The sequence below is a fragment of the Malaciobacter sp. genome (genome assembly GCF_055140965.1).
In genome coordinates, this window is record NZ_JBSRRO010000069.1 from 1 (window position 1) to 5,619 (window position 5,619).

The 5,619-nt window shown below is 26.4% G+C and carries 5 protein-coding genes; all 5 read left to right on the plus strand.

The window, feature by feature from the left end; genetic code table 11:
• On the plus strand, positions 1 to 2,147 hold a 2,147-nt coding region (locus ACTCCZ_RS13195), incomplete at its 5' end, for an AAA domain-containing protein (RefSeq protein ID WP_463187415.1).
• A 183-nt stretch (positions 2,148 to 2,330) separates the two neighbouring features.
• On the plus strand, positions 2,331 to 3,215 hold the full coding sequence (locus ACTCCZ_RS13200) for an ORF6N domain-containing protein (protein WP_079580372.1): 885 nt from the start codon (positions 2,331 to 2,333) through the stop codon (positions 3,213 to 3,215).
• 45 nt (positions 3,216 to 3,260) lie between these two features.
• Positions 3,261 to 4,736 (plus strand): DUF2779 domain-containing protein, encoded by a 1,476-nt coding sequence (locus ACTCCZ_RS13205; protein WP_079580371.1) that lies wholly within the window; start codon positions 3,261 to 3,263, stop codon positions 4,734 to 4,736.
• A gap of 23 nt (positions 4,737 to 4,759) precedes the next feature.
• Complete coding sequence (locus ACTCCZ_RS13210) at positions 4,760 to 4,936, plus strand: hypothetical protein (protein ID WP_159445762.1); 177 nt, start codon at positions 4,760 to 4,762, stop codon at positions 4,934 to 4,936.
• A 41-nt stretch (positions 4,937 to 4,977) separates the two neighbouring features.
• Complete coding sequence (locus ACTCCZ_RS13215) at positions 4,978 to 5,445, plus strand: hypothetical protein (protein ID WP_079580370.1); 468 nt, start codon at positions 4,978 to 4,980, stop codon at positions 5,443 to 5,445.
• Positions 5,446 to 5,619 lie beyond the last annotated feature (174 nt).

The window sequence follows — 5,619 nt, forward strand, 5'->3', positions numbered from 1 at the left end:
TCCAAATATTTTATTTAGAGTTTATTGTATTTATTTTTATTAATAAAGTGGTGCATTTTTACTTTGCACTACTGGTGTATTTTACCTTTGCATTTGACAATAAAACTATAGCAATAGTATCGAATAATAATGCCGCTACAAAAAATGTATTTGAAAAATTAGAAAAATATGATTTGTCTTTTATCTCTGCTTTTTTAGGAAATAAAGATAATAAAGAAGAATTTTTTTCAAATCAAAATACAAAATATCCAGAGTTTATAAAAAATAAAAAAGATATAGATTTAAATAATGTTGCAGAAACAATAGTTGATGAAATAGAATCTTTAAAAGTGATGTTAGAACAGAATAATGAACTATCAAAATTAAAACAGCTTCAAATGGAACTTAAAGTAGAAAAAAACCATTTTTTAGATTTATATGAAAAAAGAGAAGACAAAATAGATAGTTATTATAAATTTAATAGATTTAATACAGAAAATATTTTGTCATTGTGGGCAGATTTTGAGAAAAGACAAAAGTCAAATAAAAAAATATCATTTTTATTTAAATTTAAAATTTTAATAAAATATAGAATTCTTTTAACTTCATTATATAAGAACTCCATAGATTCTATTATTTTACTTTTACAAAGGTATTTTTATATACAAAAAGAAAAAGAGGTATTAAAACAGATAAAAAAACTAGAAGCTAATTTAAAAGAGTTTGATTTTGAAAATAGTATGAAATCATTTAGTGAAAAATCAATGCTTTTATTTAAAGCTTTTTTATCAAATAAATATGGTTTTAAAACCCAAAGAGATAACTTTGAAGATGATGTTTTATGGAAAAGTGATAAGTTTGATAATTTCATTGAAGAGTATCCTGTGGTTTTGAGTACAACACACTCCTTAAGATACTGTATAGCAAATGGGAAGTTATATGATTATTTGATTATTGATGAAGCTTCACAAGTAGATATTGTAGCTGGCTCATTAGCATTGTCTTGTGCAAAAAATGTTGTAGTTGTTGGAGATTTAAAGCAATTACCTCATGTAATAAAAGATGAGACAAAAGAAATCGTTAATAATATATATAATAACTACAAAGTTGGTAATCCTTATAATTATGAAGAAAGTTTATTATCTTCTATTTCTAAAATTTATAAAGATATTCCTAAAACATTGTTAAGAGAGCATTATAGGTGTCATCCCAGAATTATAGGATTTTGTAATAAGAAGTTTTATAATAATGAGTTAATAATTCTAACAAAACAAAATGAAGAAGATATACCTCTTACTTTATATAAAACTGTAGAAGGTAATCATGCAAGAGGCACATATAATCAACGTCAAATTGATGTAATTGAAAAAGAGATATTACCAAATATAGATAAAATAAATATAGGAATTGCATCACCTTTTAGAAAACAAGTTTCTAAATTAAATGATTTATTTGAAAATGATGAAGAGATTGTTATAGATACAGTTCATAAATATCAAGGTAGAGAAAAAAATATAATGATTTTATCAACAGTTGTAGACAAAGAAAATGACTTTGTTGATAATGAAAATCTTCTAAATGTCGCTATTTCAAGAGCAATTGATAAGCTTTTTGTTGTTGTCTCTGATAGAGAAAAAAATAAAAATATGAAAGATTTAGTAAATTATATTAAATATAACAACTTAGATATAAAAGAAAGTAAAATATATTCAATTTTTGATTTATTATATCAAAGTTATTCCCCATACTTAAAAAAATATTTACTAAAATATAAAAGTTTGAGCGAGCATAAATCAGAAAATTTAATGAATATTGTTATTGAACAAATATTAAGTGAAGAGATATTCTCTCACTTAACTAGAGTTATTCATATACCATTAAATAGAATAATTAGAGATTTAAATATACTGACTGAAAGAGAACAGAAATTTGTTCTTAATCCTAACTCACACATTGACTTTGTAATTTATAATAAGATTAATAATAGCATTGTACTAGCTATAGAAGTAGATGGGCATGAATATCATGAAAATAATCATGAACAATTAGAAAGAGATAGAATAAAAGACTCTATTCTAAATAAAAGTGAGATAGCCATTATGAGGTTTAAAACCAATGATAGTGAAGAAGAAAAAAGATTAAAAAAATGTTTGATTAATTTGTTATGAAAGTAGATAGAAAGATAATTACAAAATGCAATATTTTTAAATAAAAATATTTTTTAATGTTATCATTTTAATGATTTTTAGGCATAAAAAAACCCAAGCTTAAACTCAAAGGTTTAAGTCTTACTGGGCGCCGTGACAAGATTATATAAAAATCATTAAAATAAGTCAAATGAGGACTATAAGATGAATGAATTAGTAATTGATGAGGATATAAAAAATAAAATATACACCGTCAGAGATATGCAAGTTATGTTTGATAGAGACTTAGCTAAACTTTATGGTATAGAAACAAAAGTATTTAATCAAGCAGTAAAAAGAAATATTGCAAGATTTCCTGAAAACTTTAGATTTCAATTAACAGAGATAGAAAAAGATGAACTGGTCACAATTTGTGACCGGTTCAATACCTTGAAGCACTCTAGTTCGAATCCCTATGCATTCACAGAACAAGGTGTTTCTATGTTAAGTGCTGTTTTAAAAAGTAAAGTTGCTATAGATATAAGTATAAAAATCATAAATAGTTTTGTAAATATGAGAAAAGTCATTTCAACTAATAATTTACTTTACCAAAGATTGGATAATCTAGAAAAGAAACAGATGTCAAATGATGAAAGGTTTGAAGAACTTTTTGATGCTCTTGAGAATAAATCTCTAAAACCAAAGCAAGGAATATTTTACGATGGACAAATGTTTGCTGCTTATACTTTTGTATCTGATTTGATAAGAAGTGCAAAAAGTAAAATAATACTTATAGACAATTATGTGGATGATAGTGTTTTAACATTATTTTCAAAAAATCAAAATGTAGATGTAACTATATATACAAAAAATGTCTCAAAACAATTAAATCAAGATTTAAAAAAATACAATTCACAATATAAAAAAATAGAGATAAAAAAGTTTGAAAACTCACACGATAGATTTTTGATAATTGATGATAAAGAGCTTTACCATATAGGAGCTAGTTTGAAAGATTTGGGAAAAAAGTGGTTTGCTTTCTCAAAGATGGATTTAAAAAGTTTTGATGTTTTAGAAAGGTTGGATAAGTGTCGTCCAGTAGGAATTTAAAGTATTATTATAACACAAACTATAAAGAACTAAAGGTAAAATACAATGAACCTATCTAAATCCCTCTACACAAAAGGCATTCAATGCTTCAAAGCACTTTGGCTTAAAAAGTACAAGCCAAGTGTTTTAACACCACCAGATGAACAAGCACAGGCTATATTTGAAACTGGAAATATAGTCGGAGACTTAGCATGCCAGCTTTTCCCTGATGGTAGGGAAGTACCATACACTAGAAAGTATGATGAGATGATAACTACTACAAAGGAGTGGATAGATGAGGGATTGTCTAATATCTATGAAGCTACTTTTAACTATGAGGGGATACTTATCATGGTAGATATTTTAAAAGTAGAAAGTGATGGGATATCTATCTATGAGGTTAAAAGTTCAACTGAGGTAAAAGATATCTATCTTCATGATGTATCTATTCAGTATTATGTTCTAAAAAACTTAGGTTTTAGTATAAAAAGTGCAAGTGTAGTGCATATAAACAATGAGTATGTAAGAGGTGAGTCTTTAGAGTTAGACAAGCTTTTTAAGATAGTTGATGTCACAAGTGAAGTGCAAAGTTTACAATTAAATATCCCAAGTATTTTAAAAGAGTTTGAAAGCTATTTAGAAGACAAAGTAAATGAGCCAGATATAGATATAGGAAAACATTGTAACAAACCTTATGAGTGTGATGCTAAAAACTATTGTTGGAAAATACAAAGACAGATACCTGAGTACTCTATATTTAATATTTTTAATCTTGGAAGTAAAAAGCAAGTAGAGTTATACAATCAAGGTATCATAGATATAGAAGATATCCCAGATGATTTTGATATGACGACAAATCAAAAACAAGCAGTAGAAAACTACAAATCAAAAGTAAGCTACATAGACAAAGAAAATATCAAAACCTTTTTAGAAAACCTCACATACCCAATCTATCACTTAGACTTTGAAACCTACCAACAAGCCATACCTCAATACAAAGGAATAAAACCCTTCGAGCAAATCCCTTTTCAATATTCACTTCATATTGAGCATGAAGATGGAAGATTGGAGCATAAAGAGTATTTGAGTGAGGATAGTGTAGATAGTAGATATGAATTAGCACAAAAACTATGTGAAGATATCCCAAGTGATGTTACAGTATTGACTTACAATATGAGTTTTGAAAAAGGTGTGATAAAAAGACTAGTAAACCTTTTCCCAAATCTAAGCCCTCACTTACTAGCCATAAATGAAAATATGCAAGACCTAATGACACCTTTCCAAAAGAAATGGTATGTAACACCAAGTATGCAAGGAAGCTACTCTATCAAGTATGTATTGCCTGCACTTGTTCCAGAGTTTGAAAAAGCCTACAAAGAGTTAGATAGTGTTCAAAATGGAAGCCAAGCTATGAATGCCTTTGCAAATCTGTCAAAGCTAAAAGAGGAAGAAAAACAAAAGATGAGAACTTCACTTTTAGAGTACTGTAAACTTGATACTTTGGCTATGGTGAAGATATTAAATAAGTTAAAAAAGATATAGATTAAAAGGAAAGTAAATAAAATATGAATAAAGAAGAGTTTTTAAACAATTTATTTAAATATTATGATTTATCACTTAGGATTGATAATGTTCTTGGAACAAAATATAATAAAACTCAAATACCTTCATATCATGTAAGTAATAAAATTGATAAAGTATATAATAAAAAATTAGAAAAGAGTGATTATTTTTCATTTTAATTAGTAAGATAGAATTTAATTTAATAAGTAAGAGATAACATATGACACTTATATACAAAACAATAGCCTATATTATAACTATACCATTGTTTACTATCTGGCTACTTTTTTGCTTTATCATTTCACTTATTGGTTCGATGCTTTATAAAAAGAGAATTTATATTGATTTAGATAGGGTGAAAAAAAGAGAGACTATTTGTAGTGTGTTAAATAATAAAAAATATCTAAGCGATGAAGAGTATGAGTTTGAGACTGTTGAGGTGGCTTGTATTTATGATGAGCTTACTTTTAGGGGATACTTGTTTGTTTTAGCTCCTGTGATTTTTTTGCTAAAGCATTTTAGTTTTGCTGATGATTTTGTTTTTTATCTTGTAAAAAAGTGGATGGATTTACATAAGTTTCAAAGAGAACACAAAAAAAGACCTAAGAGTTTTTTCTCATCTCTTATGTCTTTATGTGTTTTACTTGCCTTTTTTCTAGGACAGGTTTTGTATAGGATAAAACCTTAATTACTTGCTAGTTGTTTATTTATTATTTTGTAGTAATTAAATAAATGATACTATTTATACAAAAACTTTAATCACTTAAGCAATCCTATAAAGAATAGCTTAAAAAAAGGCAAATAAAAAAAAGGCAATAGTTTATTAACACTGAATTTTAAAAGAACATTGCAAGAGATATTC

Coding starts and splice junctions, on each gene's coding strand:
- ACTCCZ_RS13210 (WP_159445762.1), top strand. CDS start 4,760: ATGAATAAAGAAGAGTTTTTAAACAATTTATTTAAATATTATGATTTA.
- ACTCCZ_RS13205 (WP_079580371.1), top strand. CDS start 3,261: ATGAACCTATCTAAATCCCTCTACACAAAAGGCATTCAATGCTTCAAA.
- ACTCCZ_RS13200 (WP_079580372.1), top strand. CDS start 2,331: ATGAATGAATTAGTAATTGATGAGGATATAAAAAATAAAATATACACC.
- ACTCCZ_RS13215 (WP_079580370.1), top strand. CDS start 4,978: ATGACACTTATATACAAAACAATAGCCTATATTATAACTATACCATTG.